This window comes from Cupriavidus sp. 01L46 (assembly GCF_056399905.1).
Genome location: NZ_JBFTSF010000549.1, coordinates 1 through 1,920, shown reverse-complemented (window position 1 = coordinate 1,920; position 1,920 = coordinate 1). Strand labels below are relative to the sequence as shown.

General features: G+C 58.9%; 2 protein-coding genes. Both read left to right on the top strand.

Annotated features, from left to right (window positions below; translation table 11 throughout):
* The first annotated feature begins 18 nt into the window (after positions 1-18).
* Complete coding sequence (locus AC1DS3_RS38195; RefSeq protein ID WP_441631964.1) at positions 19-726, top strand: response regulator transcription factor; 708 nt, start codon at positions 19-21, stop codon at positions 724-726.
* Positions 727-737: 11 nt separating this feature from the next.
* On the top strand, positions 738-1,920 hold a 1,183-nt coding region (locus AC1DS3_RS38190; protein ID WP_477129313.1), incomplete at its 3' end, for a 7TM-DISM domain-containing protein.

The window sequence follows — 1,920 nt, the reverse complement described above, 5'->3', positions numbered from 1 at the left end:
ATACTGCTGAACTCGCCCATGACTAACGTCTCCTCGAATCCCGACGACTCGCTGCTGCCAGGCCCGATACTGATCGTCGAAGACGATCCGCTGACGCAGATGCGCTTGCGCGATTTGCTGATGTCGCTGGGCTACACGAGCGAAGCGTTGATGTTTGCTGGCAACATCGCCCAAGCCCAAGCACTTGTCGCCGAACAGCCCATCGCGATGGCGCTGGTCGACGTCGGCCTGCCGGACGGGAACGGGATCGACCTCATTCGCGTTCTCCACCAGCGTGATACGGCGTTGCCGATTCTGGTAATCTCCACCTGGAATACCGAACAGACAGTCGTGACGGCACTGCAAGCTGGCGCGACCGGCTATTTGCTCAAGGAGCGCGACGAGGTCGAGATCTCGCTGTCGATCCGCAGCGCGCTGCGCGGCGGGGCACCGATTGATCCGTTTGTTGCGAAACGCATTCTTGAACTGATCGGTACCGGGGGAACACTGCTCGCGAATCAAACGGCCAGGGCATCGCAACAAGGCGAGACATCACCTCTTAGCGCACGCGAGATCGAGATTCTCTCGCTGGTGTCCAAGGGGTTGACCAATCGCGAAATCGCCGACGTCCTGTCATTATCGAAGCTGACGGTCGGATGCCACATCAGAAATATCTACAAGAAGCTCGCCGTCAATTCACGCACGCAGGCAATCTTCGAAGCGCGCTCGTATGGCTGGCTGCCATAATTTGCACATGCGTGCTCACGCCCTCGTCGTCGGCCGCGGCAACTGCAACCCAGCCAGCTGAAGCGCTTTCGTTCGTCAGCGTCCAAGCTGTCCGCGCCTACCCGCTGGACGCACAACCCGCAATCCCAATCGAGCAGGATCACCCTCCTGCCGCCGGTTGGGTCGACGTCAAGCTTCCCGACGTCTGGTCGACGCGCTGGCCTGATTTTGATGGCGTCGTATGGTACCGGCTGAGCTGGCAACAGGCGCGCGTCGACACGCCTGTCGCAGTCTTGCTTGACTACCTCAATATGTCTGGTGCGATCTATCTGAACGGCACCCTTCTTGATAGCGATGCCCACCTCTCCGAGCCGCTGTCGCGCGCCTGGAACATGCCGCGCTATTTGCTGCTGCCGTCCGCGCTCCTGCATGAAGGCACCAACACGATGTTCGTGCGCGTGTCCGGGTTCGCTATCTACCAGTGCGGATTGGGAAGCGCGGCAATCGGGCCTCCCGCGCTCCTGCAAGCACGATCTAACGACGCTCGCTGGATCCGGATTGATTTGCAGTTGTTCAGCCTTGCTGTCACCGCCACGTTGGGATGTTTCTTCCTGTCGATGTGGCTGATGCGGCGTCGGGAAACCGTCTATAGCTGGTTTTCCCTTATGTCGCTTACGTGGTGGATTTTCGGCTGCAACCAGACCGCGACCAGCCCCTGGCCGTTCGCGAGCACGGACGGATGGGAAATCGCCAACGTCGTCGCATTCTCGGTGTACTGCACCTCTTACACCGTCTTCACCCTGCGTTTTTGTGCACGACGCTGGCCGCGCTTCGAGCGCGTTCTCTGGCTCATCGTCATCCTTTCCAGCGCGATACAACTATGCGTGCCACACCAGCGGATTCATGATGTACGAACAGTGCTGTATATCGGGCAGGCCATCCATTTCTTTGCGACCAGCCTGGTCTTCATTTTCTTCGCCTGGCGACAAGGGCGCACCGAGCACCGTATCCTCGCCTGTTGCACTGCGGTTTTCATGGTCGCCGGCGTTCACGATCTGCTGACATTTCTCACGATCATCGGCGGTTTTGTTTTCTACACCGCACTAACTTCCCAATTGCAGATGATCGGCATGGCACTCGTGCTCGGTCGGCATTTTGTCGCGAACCTGCGCCGAATCGAAGGCTTCAACGAGGACCTGACGCAAAGCGTTGAAG